This is a genomic window from Sphingopyxis sp., from assembly GCF_035998965.1.
GTDB lineage: Bacteria > Pseudomonadota > Alphaproteobacteria > Sphingomonadales > Sphingomonadaceae > Sphingopyxis.
In genome coordinates this window covers 1-17,178 of record NZ_DASYHE010000044.1, presented here as the reverse complement: position 1 = coordinate 17,178, position 17,178 = coordinate 1, and the positions used below count along the sequence as shown (strand labels likewise).

Here is a 17,178-nt window from a genome sequence, read left to right as displayed (position 1 = left end):
CGCATACGGGGGGCAGAGCGATGGCGATTGTGACGCCCGGCCAGTATGCGGGAACCAGCTTCGCCGCGATCGACGGCAAGGGACGCATCGCCGTCCCCTCTCAGTTCCGCAACAATGTGCCCCTTACTGCGGACGGCCAGCGCGTGCTTTGGGTTGGCTTCCACGAAAAGCTGCCCTGCCTTGTTGCCTATGGCCACGATCAATATGATCGCCTGAATGGCGAGATCGAACGCGATCGCGACACGGCACGGCTGCGCAATCTCGATTTCGACGAGGATATCGAGTTCAAGAAGCGGTTCAGCTACACCGACGCCTATGCGCTCGACGACAGCGGTCGCTTCCTGCCCGGCTTCACCCATCGCGACCGCGTTGGCGATAATGGCGCGACCGCCTTTGTCGGGTCAGGCCGCCGGTTCGAAATCTGGTGGCTGCCGACGCTCGCCGAATGCACCGACGCCGATCCGGTGTTGCAGCGGCTCGCTGCGGCGTGGGATGCGACGAAAGGGAAGGGGCGCAAATGAGCGATCTTCCGCGCGATCCCCGCCACGATCCGGTTCTCCGCGACGAAGTGATCGCCGCGCTCGCCATCGCCCCGGGCGAGCGTCATGTCGATGCAACCTTTGGCGCTGGCGGCTACACCCGCGCGATGCTGGCCGCGGGCGCCGATGTCGTCGCCTGCGACCGCGATCCCGATGCGATTGCCGACGGGCAGGCGCTGGTCGAGCAAGCCGATGGCAAGCTAACGCTGATCCACGGCCGCTTCGGCGAAATCGACCGGCTGCTTGCCGAGCGCGGCATCGACGTCGTCGATGGCATCACCTTCGACATCGGCGTGTCGTCGATGCAGCTCGACCAGGGCGCGCGCGGCTTTTCGTTCCAGAAGGACGGCCCGCTTGACATGCGGATGGCGCAGGACGGCGAAAGCGCCGCCGAATGGCTGAACCGTGCCGACGAGGTCGAGATCGCCGATGTGCTGTTCCATTATGGCGACGAGCGCCAGTCGCGGCGTGTCGCGCGTGCGATTGTCGCCGCGCGGCCGCTCAGCCGCACCGCCGAACTGGCGACGGTGATCCGCAAGGCGCTGCGCCACCCGCCCGGCGCGCCCAAGGATCCCTCGACCAAGAGCTTTCAGGCGATCCGCATCCACATCAATTCCGAACTCGACGAGTTGGTCGCCGGCTTGGCCGCTGCGGAGCGCATCCTGCGTCCCGGCGGCCGGTTGGCGGTGGTCAGCTTTCACAGCACCGAAGACCGGATCGTGAAGAATTTTCTGCGCGAGCGCAGCGGCGGCGACGCCGCGGGGTCGCGTCATCGGCCCGCGCCGATCCCGCTCGCGCGGCCCGCAACTTTCGAACCCCCGGCGCGCAAGGTGCGGCCGAGCAAGGCCGAAGAGGCGCGCAACCCGCGCGCCCGATCGGCCACGCTGCGCAGCGCGGTGCGGACGGCAGCGCCGGCGTGGCCGGGGCAATCCACGATGAAGGAGGCGATCTCATGCTGATGGCGGCGCGCAAACTTCAAGGCATTGGGCTGGTCCTGCTCGTGCTGATCTGTGCGATGATGTTGTATCCGGTATCGCTGAAGGTCGCGGCGACGCGCAGCGAACTGACGCGCATCGAAAAAGAGATCGAGCGCAGCCGCGACAATATCCGCTATCTCGAATCCGAACTCGCGGTGCGCGCCTCGATGCGTCAGCTTGAGCAGTGGAACGTCGATACGTTCGGCTATTCGGCTCCCGCCGCCGATCAGTATCTTGCCAACGAGCGTCAGCTCGCCTCGCTCGATGGTCTGCCGCGCGCGCGCGGCGCCAACGAGGTCGCGCCGGTGCTGATGGCGATGGTGTCGCCGGTGGCGGTCCCCGCTGCGCCGAAGGAAAGCCCGGCAGTCGCCAAGCCCGCTGCGGCCAAGCCGGTCGTGCTGGCGCAGGCCGATACCGGGATTCGCAGCGACGCCGCGCCGCGGATGACGCCGACCCGCCGCCGTGAACAGCTCAAGATGATCGAGGACCAGTTGCTCGCCGAATCGACGCTCGCCGATTTGAAGCGCGCCGCTGCCGCCGAAGCCGCGGGAGGGAAGTCCGGTCGATGAACACGCTGGTCGTCCGTCCGACCCGGGTGCGTACCGCTGGGGTGCGGCAGCAAATCCTGCTGACCGCGCAGCAGCGTCTGATGATCCTGATGCTGCTGTTCATGGCGGCATTTTTGCTCGTGTCGGTGCGGCTGCTCTATTTCGCATTATTCGATACCGGTTCGCGCAATGGGACGGCGTCGACGGCTTTCATTCCCGCGCGCGCCGACATCGTCGATCGCAACGGTGTCCCGCTGGCGCGGACGATCGACGGTTATGCGATCCGCGTCGTGCCGGCCAAGCTTTTGAACAATAGCCAATATCTGGCCGATGAGCTGCACAAGATTTTCCCCGACATGTCGCGCGCCGAATTGCTCGCCAAGATCAGCGGGCCCCGCCCGACCTATATCCGCCGCCGCGCGCTGCCCGATCAGGTCGCGGCGGTGAACGCGATCGGTGACGTCGGGTTCGATTTTCCGCGCGAAAAGGAACGGCTGTATCCGCAGCTCAGCCTCGCCGCGCATGTGCTGGGCTTCACCGACGCGGCGGGACGTGGTGTCACGGGCGCCGAGGGCGCATTCGACGGCCGCCTGATTGACAAGGCGACGCGGGGCGAGCCGCTGGCGCTGTCAATCGACGCGCGCGTGCAGGGGGTGCTCGAAAGCGAGCTGGGTTCGGCGGTCGCCAATCTCGAAGCGATCGGCGGCGCGGGGATCATCCTTGATGTCCACACCGGCGAAATCGCGGCGATGACGTCGCTGCCGACCTATAATCCCAACAAGCTGGCGCCGGACAATATGGCGGCGCGGCGCAACGCGGTGACGCATAATCTGTATGAGCTCGGCTCGACCTTCAAACCGCTGACGGTGGCGGCAGCGATCGACGCTGGCACCGTCACCAGCATGGCACGCCGCTATGACGCAACGGCGCCGCTCGCGATCGCGGGTTTTCGCATCCGCGACAGCCATCCGTCGAACCGCTGGCTCAACGTCCCCGAAACGCTGATCCACAGCTCGAACATCACGACCGCACGCATTTCCGACGAACTGGGTCGCGAGAATATGGAGGCGATGTTCCGCAAGCTCGATTTCGATACACGGCCAAAGATCGACCTGAAGGAACGCGCCTTTCCGCTGTGGCCGAAAGATTGGGGCCGGTTGACGACGATGACCACCGGCTATGGCCATGGCATCGCGGTGACCCCGCTGCACCTTGCCAGCGCCTATGCCGCGCTGGTCAACGGCGGCATCTATCGTCCCGCGACGATCACCAAGCTCGGCGACCAGGCGCCGCCCAAGGGCCGCCGCGTGTTCAAGGCGGCGACCAGCGCGCGGATGCGCCAGCTGCTGCGCCTCATCGTGTCCGACGGCACGGGCAAAAAGGCCGAAGCCCCGGGTTTTCGCGTCGGCGGCAAGACCGGCAGTGCCGAAAAGCCCGGCGCGGGCGGTTATCGCCGCAGCTCGGTCGTCGCAACCTTTGCCGCGGCCTTCCCGATGGACAATCCGCGCTATGTCGTGCTGGTGATGATCGACGAACCGAAGGGCAATGCTTATAGCTCGGGTCAGCGCACCGCAGGCTGGACCGCGGCGCCGGTGGTCAGCAAGGTCGTGATGCGCGCGGGGCCGATGCTCGGCGTCTTCCCCGACGAAAGCCGCGATGTCGACGTGTCTGAACTCACCCCGCTGCTGTGGAGAAACGGGGAAGACGAATAATGCGCCTGTCCGCGCTGATAGGGGATGCTGGGCCGGTGGGCGCTGATCCGGTCGTCACCGGGCTTGCCATCGATCATCGCAAAGTGGCGCCGGGGACAATTTTTGGCGCCTTCGTCGGCGAAAAATTCAATGGCGAGGACTTCATTCCCGCGGCGATCGCTGCCGGGGCGATTGCGGTCGTCGCGCGGCCTGAGGCGCCGGTCGCGGGCGCCGTGCATGTCGCCGACGCCAATCCGCGCCGCGCCTTTGCGCATATGGCGGCGCGCTACTTCCACCGCTTTCCTGCGACCTGCGTCGCCGTGACCGGCACCAACGGCAAGACCTCCACCGTCGAAATGACGCGCCAGTTGTGGCGAATGGCGGGTTTTTACGCCGCGTCGATCGGGACGCTGGGCATCACGACGTCGAACGACAGCGCCTCGACCGGGCTGACGACGCCCGATATCGTGACTTTCCTGAGCAATATGTCGGGCTTGGCTACGGAAGGCGTCAGCCATGCGGCGTTCGAGGCGTCGAGCCACGGCCTCGACCAATATCGTACCGAAGGGCTGCCGGTGAAGGCGGCGGCATTCACCAACCTCAGCCACGATCACCTCGACTATCATGGTTCAATGGACGCCTATCTCGCGGCCAAGCTGCGGCTGTTCAGCGAAGTGGTCGAGCCGGATGGTACGGCGGTGGTGTGGAGCGACGACGAATATTCGCGGCGAGTAATCGAGGTCGTCAAGGCGCGCGGCGTCCGGCTGATGACGGTGGGCGCGGCGGGCGAGAACCTGCGCCTTGTTTCACGCGAACCGACCCAGCTTGGCCAGTCGCTCGTCGTTGCGGCGGGCGATGTGACACACAAGATCGATCTGCCGCTGATCGGCGCCTATCAGGTCGCCAATGCGCTGGTATCGGCAGGGCTGGTCATCGCGACCGGCGGCGATGTCGCGCAAACGCTCGCCAATCTGGCGCGGCTCCAGCCGGTGCGCGGGCGGCTCGAACGTGCGGCGATTACCAAGGCCGGCGCGCCGGTCTATGTCGATTATGCTCACACCCCCGATGCAATTGAGGCGGCGCTCGACGCGCTGCGCCCGCACGCGAGCGGGCGGTTGATCCTGGTGTTCGGCGCGGGCGGCGACCGCGATCAGGCGAAGCGCCCCGAGATGGGCCGTGTTGCCGAAGCAAAAGCCGATGTGCTGATCATCACCGACGACAATCCGCGCGGCGAGGATCCGGCCTTGATCCGTGCCGCGATTGCAGTGGGCGCACCGACCGCGCAGGTCATCGGCGACCGCCGCGCCGCGATCGCTGCTGCGATAGCCGAGGCGCGCGCCGAAGACATCGTCTGCATCGCTGGCAAGGGGCACGAACAAGGGCAGATCGTCGGCACGGGCGCCGACATCCGCGTCATTCCCTTCGACGACGTGGCCGTCGCGCGCGAGTGCGCGGCATGACCCCGCTGTGGACCGCACGCGCCATCGCCGCCGCGACAGGCGGGGAGGCGAGCCATGATTTTACCGCGCATGGCGTCGCGTTCGACTCGCGCGAGGTGACCAAGGGTGACCTGTTCGTCGCGATGCGCGGCGAGGCGACCGACGGACACAAGTTTATCGACAAGGCGATTGCTGCCGGGGCCGCGGGGATCCTCTGCGAGACCGCTATCGACCAACCGCATGTCCGCGTCGCCGACAGCGCCGCCGCGCTGAACGCGCTCGGCACCGCGTCGCGCGCGCGCAGCCATGGACGGATCATCGGGGTGACCGGTTCGGCGGGCAAGACGGGGACAAAGGAAGCGCTGTTCGCGGCGCTCGACCGCTTCCGCCCCGGCAAGGCGCACCGCTCGGTCAAAAGCTACAACAACCATGTAGGCGTCCCGCTCAGTCTGGCGCGAATGCCCTCGACCGCCGATTTCGGGGTGTTCGAGATGGGAATGAATCATGCGGGCGAGCTCGCCCAACTGACGCGCATGGTCCGCCCGCATGTTGCCATCGTCACCACCATTGCCCCGGCGCATATGGTATTTTTCGGCAGCGAAGAGGCGATTGCCGATGCGAAGGGCGAGATTTTTGAGGGCCTCGAACCCGGGGGCACCGCGATCGTCCCGTTCGACAGTCCGCATTACGCGCGACTGCGCGCGAAGGCCGAGTTGCACGCCGCCCATGTGATCAGCTTTGGGCTGGGTGCCGACGCCGATGTTCGTGCGGTCGATTGGCTTTCGGACGGCAAGGGCGGTTCGCTCGTCACCGCGCAGGTGCAGGAAGCGCTGCTGTGCTTCACCATCGCGCAGGCCGGGGCGCATTGGGTGTCCAATTCGCTGGCGGTGCTCGCGGCGGTGAAGGCCGTTGGCGGCGATCTGCCCGCGGCGGGGCTGGCCTTTGCCGAAATGGCGGGGCTCGCCGGGCGCGGGGCGCGTCACCGCCTGCCGTTTGGCGACGGGCATATCCTGCTGATCGACGAAAGCTATAACGCCAACCCCGCCTCGATGGCGGCGACGATTGGCCAGCTCGGCAGCGAATCGGGCGAGCGCCGCATCGCGATTCTGGGCGCGATGAAGGAACTCGGAGCAGACGGCGAGGCCTATCACGCCGATCTCGCGGCTCCGCTCGTCGCAGCCGGGGTGCAATTCGCCCTGCTCGTCGGCGACGAGATGGCGCCGCTGGCAAAGGCGCTTGAGGGGCAGATCGATTTCGCGCATGTGGCCGACCATTCGGCCGCCCGCGCGCGGCTGGGCGACTTGATCCGGCCCGAGGACACGGTGCTGATCAAGGGGTCGAACAGCGTCGGCCTGTCGCATCTGGTGGCGGCGCTGACCAACGGGGAATTTTGATGCTTTACTGGCTGGCGGAATGGCTGGGCTTTCCGGGGGTTCTCAACCTCATTCGCTATCTCAGCTTCCGCTCGGGCGCCGCGGTTGCGACGGCGCTGATCATCGGGCTGTGGATCGGGCCGCGCTTCATCCTGATGCTGCGGATGCGGCAAGGGAAGGGGCAGCCGATCCGCGAAGACGGGCCGCAAAGCCACCTCGCCAAAAAGGGTACGCCGACGATGGGCGGGCTGATGATCCTCATCTCGCTGATGATCTCCGCCCTGTTGTGGATGGACCTGTCGAACCGCTTTGTATGGGCGTGCATTTTTGTGACCGGAGGGTTCGCCGCCGTCGGCTTTCTCGACGATCTCGACAAGGTGACAAAGGCCAGCCACCGCGGCATTCCGGGGCGTGTCCGCCTGCTGATCGAGTTTCTGATCGCCGGGGTCGCGGTGTTCCTGATCGTGTCGCGCACCGGCACCGATCTCTATCTGCCGTTCCTCAGCGGCGTCGTGCTCGAACTCGGGCCGCTTTATTATGTCTTTGCGATGGTGCTGATCGTCGGCTTCGGCAATGCGGTGAACCTGACCGACGGGCTCGACGGGCTCGCAACCTTTCCGGTCATCATCGCCAGCCTGACCTTCCTCGTGATCGTCTATCTGACGGGCAATGTGAAATTCGCAGAATATCTGGGCATCCCGCATGTCTCGGGCGCGGGCGAGCTCGCGGTGTTCGCGGCGGCGATCATCGGCGCATGCCTCGCCTTTCTGTGGTTCAACGCGCCACCCGCGGCAGTGTTCATGGGCGATACCGGCAGCCTCGCACTCGGCGGGGCGCTGGCGACGATTGCGGTTACGGCGCAGCATGAACTGGTGCTGGTGCTGGTCGGCGGACTGTTTGTCGTCGAGGCGCTGTCGGTGATCATCCAGGTGTTCTGGTACAAGCGCACCGGCAAGCGGGTGTTCCGCATGGCGCCGATCCACCATCATTTCGAACAATTGGGCTGGCCCGAATCGACTGTCGTCATCCGATTCTGGATCGTGTCGATCGTACTTGCGCTCGCGGGACTCGCGACCTTGAAACTGCGGTGATCACCTCGCGCGCCTTTGCCGGACGCCGCTATGCGGTGCTGGGGCTGGCGCGCTCGGGGCTCGCAACGGTCGAGGCGCTCGTCGCCAGCGGCGCCGGGGTCACCGCGTGGGATGATCGCGAAGAAGCGCGCGACGATGCGATGGCGCTGGGCGCCGACATCGGCAATCCGCTCGACATCGACCTGATCGGCTTTGCCGGGGTGGTCGTGTCGCCCGGTGTGCCACTTAACCGCCATCCGATCGCGGAGCACGCGCGCGAGGCGCATGTGCCGGTGATCGGCGACGTCGAACTCTTCGCCGAGGCGCGCGGCGACCTGCCGCCGCACAAGGTTGTCGGGATCACCGGGACCAACGGCAAGTCCACCGTCACCGCGCTGATCCACCATATGCTGGAAAGCGCCGGGGTGCCGTCGCTGATGGGCGGCAATATCGGCCTGCCGATCCTGTCGCGCGATCCGCTGCCAGAGGGCGGGGTCTATGTGCTCGAACTGTCGAGCTATCAGATCGACCTGTCGCACAGCCTGGCGTGCGACGTCGCAGTGCTGACCAATCTCAGCCCTGACCATCTCGACCGCTACGACGGCTTTACCGGCTACGCTGCTTCGAAGGCGCGGCTCTTTTCGCTCCAGCACCGGGATCAGGTCGCGATCGTCGCGGTTGATGACGATCCGTCGAAGATGATCGCGGGGCGGATCAACCATCGCCTGCACCGCGTGTCGGGCAAGGACATCGACCCGGTCGACCAGCACCGCTGGCCCGCGCTGCAAGGCCCGCACAATGCGCAGAACGCCGTTTGCGCGATCGCGGTGTGCCGGGTGCTGGGATTGAACGACGAACAGATCGAGCGCGGCCTCGCGACCTATACGTCGCTGCCGCATCGCATGGAATTGGTCGGCGAAGTCGCTGGCGTCCGCTGGTTCAACGACAGCAAGGCGACCAACGCGGCTTCCGCTGGTCCGGCGCTGGCGGCCTTTCCGCCGGCGCCGGACCAGCGTTTGCACTGGATTGCCGGGGGGCAGGCCAAGGGCGACGGACTGGCGGCGTGCCGCCCATGGTTCGGGCATGTGAAAAGGGCCTATCTGATCGGCGATGCGATGGAGCCTTTCGCGGCGGAGATCGGCGACGCGGTTCCGGTCGATCGCTCCGGCGACATGGCGACGGCGGTCGCTCATGCGGCGGCGGCGGCGCGGCCCGGCGACATCGTGCTGCTCTCGCCCGCCTGCGCGTCATTCGACCAGTTCAAGGATTATGAGCAGCGCGGCGATGTTTTTCGCGGACTTGTGCAGGCGCTTGGGGCATGAGCGGGGGAATGGACAATATGGACAGCGCGACCGAACGGCCGGTGATCGCGACGACGCGGACGGTCAAGCGCCGCGGCCCGCGCCTCAGCCGCGCCGACCGCACCCCGCTGGGCCTGTGGTTCTGGGAAATCGACCGCGTGCTGCTGCTGCTCGTGTCGATGCTCGTCGCGATCGGGCTGGTTGCGGTCGCCGCGGCGTCGCCAGTCGCGGCGCAGAAATTGTCGACCAGCACGGCGTCGCTCGACCCGCTTTATTATTTCTACCGCCAGCTGATGTGGGTGATCGTCGGGGTGCCGGTGATGCTGGGCGTGTCGATGCTGCCCAAGGCGCAGGCGCGGCGTTTCGCCATTTACGGCACGATCATCTTTCTGGTCCTGCTGTTTCTCGTGCCGTTGTTCGGCGCCACGGTAAACGGCGCGCAGCGCTGGATCGGCAGCGGCATCTTCCGGTTGCAGCCATCGGAATTTCTGAAGCCCTTCTTTGCGGTGTCGCTGGCGTGGATATTGTCGCTGCGGCTGCACGACCAGAGCCTGCCGGTGGTTCCGCTCAGCTTTGTCCTGACCGGGGTGATCGCGGTGTTGCTGATGGGCCAGCCCGATCTGGGCCAGACGGTCATCTTTGCCGCGACCTGGCTGGTGCTCGTGCTGGTCGCCGGGCTGTCGATGCGGATCATGGGGATGCTCGCGGCGACGGGGGTCGTCGGCATCATCCTCGCCTATTTCTTTTACCCCGTGGCGCAGCAGCGCATCAATATCTGGCTGTTCGCCGAGGGTGACAGCTTTCAGGTCGACAAGGCGCATGCGACGCTGACCGCGGGCGGGCTGATCGGCACCGGGCCGGGGGCGGGGCTGGCCAAATTTCAGCTGCCCGAAGCACACACCGACTATATCTTCTCGGTCATCGGTGAGGAATTCGGGATGATCGCGTGCATCGCGATCGCGATCCTCTATCTCGCGATCATCGTGCGGGTGCTGGTGCGCCTGCTCGACGAGGAGGATAGTTTCTTGATCTTGGCGGTCGCCGCGCTGATCGCGCAATTCGGCGGCCAGGCGGTGATCAACATGGCGGTGAATACGCAGATCTTCCCGTCGAAGGGGATGACCTTGCCCTTTATCAGCTATGGCGGCTCATCGTTCATCGCGCTGTCGATCGGCATGGGTTTGCTCTTGTCGCTGACCCGGCGAAACCCCTATGCGGCGCGGGTGTCGATGACCCGCAACTGGAATAAAAAATGAGTGCCCAGACATGACCGCGACCCGCCACTTCCTTCTCGCCGCCGGTGGGACGGGAGGACATATGCTGCCCGCCTATGCCCTCGCGGGCGAGCTGATTTCGCGGGGCCACCGCGTCGCGCTGGTCAGCGACGACCGCGGCCTCCGGATTCCCGGCGCACCGCACGAACTGGAAACGCATGTGCTGCCCGCGGGCCGGGTCTCGGGCGGGCCGGTCGGTTGGGTGAAGGCGGCGCTGGCGATCCTCAAGGGGCGCCGCATGGCGATCGACCTGATCGGCGACTTCGACCCTGCCGTCGTCGTCGGCTTCGGCGGCTATCCCTCGCTGCCCAGCCTGCTCGCCGCGGGCGCGACGAAGCGGCCGCGCGTGCTGCACGAACAAAATGCCGTGCTCGGGCGCGTCAACCGCATGATGGCGCCGCGCGTCGATGCGGTCGCGGTCGCCTATCACAATATCCAGCGCTATCCGGCAGGGCACGAGTTGAAGAAGCATATCACCGGCAATCCGGTGCGCGACGAGATTATCGCGATCCGCGAGGAAGGTTTTCCGCCGCTGACCGAGGATGGCATTTTCCGCCTGCTGGTGGTCGGCGGCAGCTTGGGCGCGACAGTGCTCAGCGATGTTGTTCCCGCAGCGATCGCGATGCTGCCGCGCGCATTGCTCGACCGGTTGCAGGTCGTGCAGCAATGCCGCGACGCCGATCTGGACGAAGTGCGCCGGAAATATGCCGACATGGGGGTTGCCGCCGAATGCGCGACCTACATCGCCGATTTCCCCGAGCGTCTGCGCTGGGCGCATCTGGTGATCGCACGCGCTGGCGCCTCAACGGTGGCCGAGCTGGCCTGCGCCGGACGGCCCGCGATCTTTGTCCCCTATCCGCACGCGATGGACAATCACCAGACCTATAATGTCGTGGATATGGTTCAGGCAGGCGGCGCACGCTCGATCCCGCAGCCGCAATTCACCGCCAGCGAACTTGCCAAGCAGATCCAGCGGATGGCGCTCGAACCCGGCGCGCTGGAAAATGCCGCTGCGCGCGCCGCAAGCTGCGGCCTGCCCGACGCTACACGCGACCTCGCCGACCTCGCCGAATCGCTCGCCGCGCCGCCGATGATGGACGTGATCCGGGTCGGTGCGCCATCGGGCCAGCGAGCCGCCGCAACCGGCATGGCGTCGGCCCGCATGGGAGGCGAATGATGCGCGGCGTTGCGACCGACATTGGCACCATCCACTTCATCGGCATCGGCGGCATCGGCATGTCGGGGATCGCCGAGGTGATGCACAACCTCGGTTATCAGGTGCAGGGCAGCGACATCGCCGACGGCTATGTCATCGAAGGTTTGCGCAAACGCGGGATCAAGGTCGCGATCGGCCATGATGCCGCGAACGTCGATGGCGTGTCGGTGGTCGTGACTTCGACCGCGGTGAAACGCGGCAATCCCGAGGTCGAGGCCGCGCTCGCGCAGCGCATTCCGCTCGTCCGCCGCGCCGAAATGCTCGCCGAGCTGATGCGGCTGAAATCGACGGTCGCGATTGCCGGAACGCACGGCAAGACGACGACGACCAGCCTGGTCGCGGCGCTGCTCGACGCGGGCGGGATCGATCCGACGGTGATCAACGGCGGCATCATCAACAATTATGGCTCGAACGCGCGGCTCGGCGCCAGCGACTGGATGGTGGTCGAGGCCGACGAGAGCGATGGCAGCTTTCTTCGTCTCGACGGCACGATCGCGGTCGTCACCAACATCGATCCCGAACATCTCGACCATTATGGCAGCTTCGACGCGATCAAGGACGCGTTCGTCGAATTCATCGAGAATGTACCCTTTTATGGCGCCGCAATGCTGTGTCTCGACCATCCCGAGGTGCAGGCGATAATCCCGCGCATCCGCGACCGGCGGATCGTGACTTACGGCTTTTCGGCGCAGGCCGACGTGCGCGGCACCAATGTCGTGCCCGGCCCCGACGGCAATCGCTTCGACGTCGTCGTCCGCGACCGCGACGGCAACAGCCGGACGATCGAGGGCATCCATCTGCCGATGTCAGGGCGCCACAACGTCCAGAACTCGCTCGCCGCGATTGCAGTCGCGCTGCACATGGGCGTGTCGGACGACAAGATCGTGTCGGGCTTCAACGGCTTCGCCGGGGTCAAGCGGCGTTTCACCAAGGTCGGCGAGATCGCGGTTGCGGGCGGCGTGGTTACGGTGATCGACGACTACGCCCACCACCCGGTCGAAATCCGCGCGGTGCTGTCGGCGGCGCGCGAAGGTGTCGGGGCAGGGCGCGTCGTCGGCGTGGTCCAGCCGCACCGCTTCACCCGCCTGCGCGACCATATGGACGATTTCCAGCAGGCGTTTAACGATGCCGACATGGTACTGGCATTGCCGGTCTATGCCGCGGGCGAGGCGCCGATCGATGGCGTGTCTTCGGATGCGCTGGTCGCGGGTTTGCGCGATCGCGGGCATCGGCAGGCGAGCGTCGTTGCCGATGCCGGAGCGCTGGCTGCGAGCATCGCGGATAGCATCAAGGCGGGCGATCTTGGTGCGGGTGATATGATCATCTGCCTTGGCGCGGGCGATATCACCAAGATGGCGGCGGGTTTGGCGAACGCTGTAGAGGGCGCGGCGTGACAAGCTTCTCCGTTCCCATCCCATCTCCGTTTGTGTCGAGCGAAGTCGAGACACGCCAGCGCAGCGCCAGGCGTCCCTCGACTTCGCTCGGGACGAACGGGGAAGGGGTGCGGTTGTGAGCGACCTTGCAACCCTCCCTGCCGTGCGCGGCAAACTAACGGAAAAGGCTCCGCTGGCGCCGCTCGTCTGGTTCAAGTCGGGCGGTCCCGCCGACTGGCTGTTCGAGCCGAGGGACGCCGACGACCTCGCCGACTTCCTCCGCGATCTCCACCCCGCTGTCCCCGTGATGGCGCTGGGTCTAGGATCGAACCTCATCGTTCGCGACGGCGGCTTTCCGGGTGTCGTCGTCCGGCTCGGCAAGGCCTTTGCGAAAGTCGAAGCGATCGACACCACCGCGCTGCGCTGCGGCGGCGGTGCGTCGGGTATCCTCGTTTCCTCGACCGCGCGCGATGCCGGGATTGCGGGGATGGAATTTCTGCGTTCGATTCCCGGCACCGTCGGCGGTTTCGTGCGCATGAACGGCGGCGCCTATGGCGGCGAAGTGAAAGACATCCTGATCGATTGCGACGTCGTGCTTCGCTCGGGCGAACGCAAGACGCTGCGGCTCGCCGACCTTGGCTACACCTATCGCCATAGCGAATTGCCCGAGGGCGCGGTCGTTATCGGCGCAACTTTTCGCGGCCGCCCCGACGAGCCTACGGCGATCCAGGCCGAAATGGACCGCATTTCGGCCAGCCGCGAAGCCTCACAGCCGCTGCGCTCGAAAACCGGCGGCTCGACCTTCAAGAACCCCGAGGGCCACAAGGCGTGGCAGCTGGTCGATGAGGCCGGGTGCCGCGGCTTTGCCGTCGGCGGGGCGCAGGTCAGCGAAAAGCACACCAATTTCCTGATCAACACCGGCGATGCAACGAGCGCTGACATCGAAGCCCTCGGTGAGGAAGTCCGCCGCCGGGTGAAGGACAAGAGCGGCATCGAACTGCAATGGGAAATACAGCGCGTGGGAGTGATGAAGTGATGGCGCACCACCTCTCGCCGTTCGCTCTGAGCTTGTCGAAGGGCTGCTCTTCTCTTTTGACGTCGCCAAGGAAAAACGGTCCTTCGACAAGCTCAGGACAAAAGGTTTTGAATATCGGAGTTGAGGCATGACCCGCGGCCCCTGGCATGTCGCCGTCCTGATGGGTGGCTGGTCGGCTGAACGCGAAGTGTCGCTGATGAGCGGCAATGGCGTCGCCGACGCGCTCGAAAGCCGCGGCCACACGGTCACGCGCATCGACATGGACCGCGACGTCGCCTTACGGCTGGCCGAAGCGAAGCCGGATGTCGTGTTCAACGCGCTCCACGGCGTTCCCGGAGAGGACGGCACGGTGCAGGGGATGCTCGACCTGATGGGCCTGAAATACACCCACAGCGGCCTCGTCACCTCGGTGATTGCGATCGACAAGGAATTGACGAAGCAGGCGCTGGTGCCGCATGGTATTCCGATGCCGACGGGGACCATGGTCGACAGCGAAAGCCTCTATTCCATCGACCCTTTGCCGCGCCCTTATGTGCTGAAGCCTGTGAACGAAGGCTCGTCGGTCGGGGTGGCGATCGTCAAGGACGACAGCAACTACGGCAACCCGATTGCTCGCGACGCGGTGGGTCCCTGGCAGGAATTCGACCGCCTGCTCGCCGAACCGTTTATCAAGGGACGCGAGCTGACCGTTGCGGTGCTGGGCGATCAAGCGCTCGCGGTGACCGAGCTCCGCGTCAGGTCGGGTTTCTACGACTATGACGCCAAATATACCGACGGGCTGACCGAGCATGTCTGTCCCGCCGATGTCCCCGCCGATGTCGCGCAGCGGATGATGGATCTGGCGCTGCAATCGCATCGCCTGCTCGGCTGCAAGGGCGCCTCGCGCTCGGACTTTCGCTGGGACGACGAACATGGGTTGGCGGGCATCTATCTGCTCGAAGTCAACACCCAGCCGGGGATGACGCCGTTAAGTCTGGTGCCCGAACAGGGGCGCGCGGTTGGTATGGATTATGCCGAACTGGTCGAACGCATCGTGGGGGAAGCGTTATGAGTAACACGCGGATCAAACGCGGCAGCGCGCCGCCACGCCGTCCGGTGCGGACGCCGAAGAAACGGCGCAAGGTGCCAACTTCGCGGCTGAACGCGATCATCAACGCTCTGCCGATCAGCCCGCAGCGGCTGCAAAAGGTTGCCAACTGGACGATCGGGCTCAGCCTGTTTGCCGTCGCGGGCCTCGCCGCGCACGCCACCGGGGTCACCGCCAAAGTTCACGAGGAATATGCGCAAGCGGTCGGCCGCGCCGGGTTCCAGGTCAAGAAGGTCGAGGTCGTCGGCGCCGACCGCATCGACCGGCTGAAGGTTTACGACATCGCGCTCGCGCAAAAGGACCGCTCGATAGCGGCGGTCGATCTCGACGGGGTGCGCGGCGATTTGATGCGCTATGGCTGGATCAAGGACGCGCGCGTATCGCGGCGCCTGCCCGACACGCTGGTCGTCGACATTGTCGAGCGCACCCCGGCGGCGATCTGGCAGCATAACAACCGCCTGTCGCTGATCGACGAAAAGGGCGTGGTGCTCGAACCGGTGACGGTCGCGACGATGCCTGACCTGCCGCTGGTGATCGGGCCGAAGGCGAACCAGCGTTCGCAGGATCTCGACCGATTACTGGCCGAGGCGAGCAGCCTCAAGGAATTGCTTGCGGGCGCTACCTGGGTCGGCAACCGCCGCTGGGACCTGCGCTTCCGCAGCGGTGAAACGCTGTCATTGCCGGAGGGCGAGGCCGAGGCGAAAGCCGCGCTTGCCAAATTTGCGCATCTGGATGGCGCCAACCGCTTGCTCGGGCGCGGCATATTGCGTTTCGACATGCGCGATCCGAGCCGCTTCGTGCTACGTCTGCCGCACGAAGGGCAGGTGGCGCCCGCGAAGCTCGACGAGGCGCGCGCTGCGGTCGATGCGGTTGCGACCGCCGCGTCGAACGAAGGATAGAGCATGGCCCCGCCGCGCATCGAAAAGATCATCACCGCGCTCGATGTCGGGTCGTGGAAGGTCTGCGCGCTGATCGCGGGGCAGACTGCCGACGGCCAACTCCATGTGCTTGGCACCGGCCAGCGCGAAAGCCGCGGTGTCCAGCGCGGCTATGTCGCCGACATGGAGCAGACCGAACATATCGTGCGCGAGGCGATCGAGCAGGCCGAGCGGATCGCGGGGCTGAACATCGATGACGTCTGGGTCAGCTTCTCGGCCGGCGGCTTGCTCAGCGACGTGGCGCCAATTGAAAGCGAACTCGGCGGCCACCGGATCGAAAAGGAAGATATCGACGACCTGCTCGCGGCAGGACGTGCCGGGATCGATCCCGAGGGACGGATGATCCTCCACGCGCAGCCCGCGCTATATACCCTCGACGGGCTGACCGGGGTCAAGAACCCGATCGGGCTGCACGCCGACCGGTTGGGCGTCGATATTCACATCATCATGGCCGACGGCGCCCCGGTACGAAACCTGGAGGCGGCGGTGCGGCAGGCGCATCTGGACGTCAACGCGGTTGTCGCGTCGCCGATCGCCGCAGGACTCGCTTGTCTGTCGGACGAGGAACGCGACCTGGGCGTGGCGCTGGTCGAGCTCGGCGCCGCGGTGACGACAGTGTCGCTCTATGCCGGAGGGATGCTCGTCGAAATGGCGTCGCTGCCCTTTGGTGCCAGCGACATCACCGACGACATTGCCTCGGCCTTTGGCATCCGGCGCAGTCAGGCGCAGCGGCTCCAGAGCTTTTACGGCTCGGCGTCGGCCAGCCCGCGCGATAACAACGAAATTATCGAGCTGGAACCCGGCGCTCCGACAAGCGGCGATGCTCCGCGGATCACCCGCGCGCAGTTGGTGACGGTGATCCGCCAACGTCTGGACGCGATGATGGGAGAGATCGGCAGGACACTCAAAGATCTGCATTTCGTTGGCCCAATCGGGCGCCAGGTCGTGCTTGTCGGCGGCGGCGCCGATCTGAAAGGCATTGCCGATTACACCCAGAGCGCACTCGGCCGCGCCGCACGGGTTGGAAGGCCGCGCGGGCTGCACGGACTGCCCGAGGCGCACAGCGGCCCGGCTTTCGCGACGCTGGCCGGGCTGGTTCTCTATGCCGCGTCGGACCCGGTCGACCTGCGCGATCTCCCCATGATGTCGCAGGATGTCTATCGTCCGGCGAGCACTTCGATCCTGCATCGGTTGATGGCGGCGTTAAAAAGCAGTTTTTAGCGGTGAAACGCGAAAAAAGGTTAATTTTTTGGGTGATTCCCCGGTCACAATAGTGCAATGCGGGGTAAGAAAACCGGGCGGCGGGACACCCGCTC

The 17,178-nt window shown here is 65.8% G+C and carries 15 protein-coding genes; all 15 read left to right on the top strand.

What is annotated here, in order from left to right; genetic code table 11:
* The first annotated feature begins 20 nt into the window (after positions 1-20).
* The 15 genes from VGN68_RS08010 (at position 21) to ftsA (ending at position 17,083) form a co-directional block, all read left to right on the top strand.
* Positions 21-521: a division/cell wall cluster transcriptional repressor MraZ gene (locus tag VGN68_RS08010; protein ID WP_327475548.1), complete on the top strand. Its 501-nt coding sequence runs from the start codon at positions 21-23 to the stop codon at positions 519-521.
* Positions 518-1,498 carry a 16S rRNA (cytosine(1402)-N(4))-methyltransferase RsmH gene (gene rsmH / locus VGN68_RS08005; RefSeq protein WP_327475546.1) on the top strand — a complete coding sequence of 327 codons (981 nt, stop codon included), beginning with the start codon at positions 518-520 and terminating at the stop codon, positions 1,496-1,498. Before VGN68_RS08010 ends, rsmH begins: the two co-directional genes overlap by 4 nt.
* A complete protein-coding gene (locus VGN68_RS08000; protein WP_327475544.1) occupies positions 1,492-2,085 on the top strand; it encodes a hypothetical protein in 594 nt (197 codons plus the stop codon). The genes rsmH and VGN68_RS08000 overlap by 7 nt, the downstream gene beginning before the upstream one ends.
* Positions 2,082-3,776, top strand: coding sequence for a penicillin-binding protein 2 (locus tag VGN68_RS07995; RefSeq protein WP_327475542.1), 1,695 nt, complete (start codon positions 2,082-2,084; stop codon positions 3,774-3,776). The genes VGN68_RS08000 and VGN68_RS07995 overlap by 4 nt, the downstream gene beginning before the upstream one ends.
* Positions 3,776-5,215: a UDP-N-acetylmuramoyl-L-alanyl-D-glutamate--2,6-diaminopimelate ligase gene (locus VGN68_RS07990; protein WP_327475540.1), complete on the top strand. Its 1,440-nt coding sequence runs from the start codon at positions 3,776-3,778 to the stop codon at positions 5,213-5,215. Before VGN68_RS07995 ends, VGN68_RS07990 begins: the two co-directional genes overlap by 1 nt.
* Entirely contained in the window at positions 5,212-6,588 is a 1,377-nt protein-coding gene (locus tag VGN68_RS07985) for a UDP-N-acetylmuramoyl-tripeptide--D-alanyl-D-alanine ligase (RefSeq protein WP_327475538.1), read from the top strand. The genes VGN68_RS07990 and VGN68_RS07985 overlap by 4 nt, the downstream gene beginning before the upstream one ends.
* Positions 6,588-7,658, top strand: coding sequence for a phospho-N-acetylmuramoyl-pentapeptide-transferase (gene mraY / locus VGN68_RS07980; protein ID WP_327475536.1), 1,071 nt, complete (start codon positions 6,588-6,590; stop codon positions 7,656-7,658). The genes VGN68_RS07985 and mraY overlap by 1 nt, the downstream gene beginning before the upstream one ends.
* Positions 7,655-8,959 carry a UDP-N-acetylmuramoyl-L-alanine--D-glutamate ligase gene (murD, locus tag VGN68_RS07975; protein ID WP_327475534.1) on the top strand — a complete coding sequence of 435 codons (1,305 nt, stop codon included), beginning with the start codon at positions 7,655-7,657 and terminating at the stop codon, positions 8,957-8,959. The genes mraY and murD overlap by 4 nt, the downstream gene beginning before the upstream one ends.
* The gene (locus VGN68_RS07970; RefSeq protein WP_327475532.1) at positions 8,956-10,194 is read left to right on the top strand and encodes a putative peptidoglycan glycosyltransferase FtsW; all 1,239 of its coding nucleotides are present in this window, start codon (positions 8,956-8,958) and stop codon (positions 10,192-10,194) included. The genes murD and VGN68_RS07970 overlap by 4 nt, the downstream gene beginning before the upstream one ends.
* Before the next feature lie 10 nt (positions 10,195-10,204).
* Complete coding sequence (murG, locus tag VGN68_RS07965) at positions 10,205-11,389, top strand: undecaprenyldiphospho-muramoylpentapeptide beta-N-acetylglucosaminyltransferase (RefSeq protein ID WP_327475530.1); 1,185 nt, start codon at positions 10,205-10,207, stop codon at positions 11,387-11,389.
* Positions 11,389-12,822: a UDP-N-acetylmuramate--L-alanine ligase gene (gene murC / locus VGN68_RS07960; RefSeq protein ID WP_327475573.1), complete on the top strand. Its 1,434-nt coding sequence runs from the start codon at positions 11,389-11,391 to the stop codon at positions 12,820-12,822. Before murG ends, murC begins: the two co-directional genes overlap by 1 nt.
* A 115-nt stretch (positions 12,823-12,937) precedes the next feature.
* Positions 12,938-13,837, top strand: a complete 900-nt coding sequence (gene murB / locus VGN68_RS07955) for a UDP-N-acetylmuramate dehydrogenase (RefSeq protein WP_327475528.1) — start codon at positions 12,938-12,940, stop codon at positions 13,835-13,837.
* 127 nt (positions 13,838-13,964) lie between these two features.
* Positions 13,965-14,888 (top strand): D-alanine--D-alanine ligase, encoded by a 924-nt coding sequence (locus VGN68_RS07950; protein WP_327475526.1) that lies wholly within the window; start codon positions 13,965-13,967, stop codon positions 14,886-14,888.
* Positions 14,885-15,823 (top strand): cell division protein FtsQ/DivIB, encoded by a 939-nt coding sequence (locus VGN68_RS07945; RefSeq protein ID WP_327475525.1) that lies wholly within the window; start codon positions 14,885-14,887, stop codon positions 15,821-15,823. Before VGN68_RS07950 ends, VGN68_RS07945 begins: the two co-directional genes overlap by 4 nt.
* A 3-nt stretch (positions 15,824-15,826) precedes the next feature.
* Positions 15,827-17,083, top strand: coding sequence for a cell division protein FtsA (gene ftsA / locus VGN68_RS07940; RefSeq protein ID WP_327475523.1), 1,257 nt, complete (start codon positions 15,827-15,829; stop codon positions 17,081-17,083).
* Positions 17,084-17,178: the final 95 nt, after the last annotated feature.